Here is a 260-nt window from a genome sequence, read left to right on the forward strand (position 1 = left end):
TTCGGCCGCTGCGGCACAGCTCATGCAGGGCCTTGGCCAGCGCCAGGGACTGGGCCGGGTCGACCGTCTGCCGGCTCAGCCCGAACGCATAGCCAAAAGCCTTCACCACGCCCGCAGGCTGCAGATTGCGGATGCCGTCTTCCCGCATCAGCACCTCGGCCACTGCCTCGTTGACCAGGGCCAGCCCGTCCTCGCCGTAGCGGCCGGCCGAGAGCTTGCGCAGCACGGTGCGGTTGTCGGGCTCTACTTCACTGCGGGCG

Annotated in this window: 1 protein-coding gene; it reads right to left on the bottom strand. The window is 69.6% G+C overall.

Going from position 1 to position 260, the window contains the following annotated elements; translation table 11 throughout:
• A partial coding sequence (locus RVY79_RS20210) for a hypothetical protein (RefSeq protein ID WP_317466365.1) occupies positions 1-260 on the bottom strand: 260 nt, incomplete at both ends.

It is taken from the genome of Chromohalobacter sp. HP20-39, assembly GCF_033052815.1.
Lineage (GTDB): Bacteria > Pseudomonadota > Gammaproteobacteria > Pseudomonadales > Halomonadaceae > Chromohalobacter.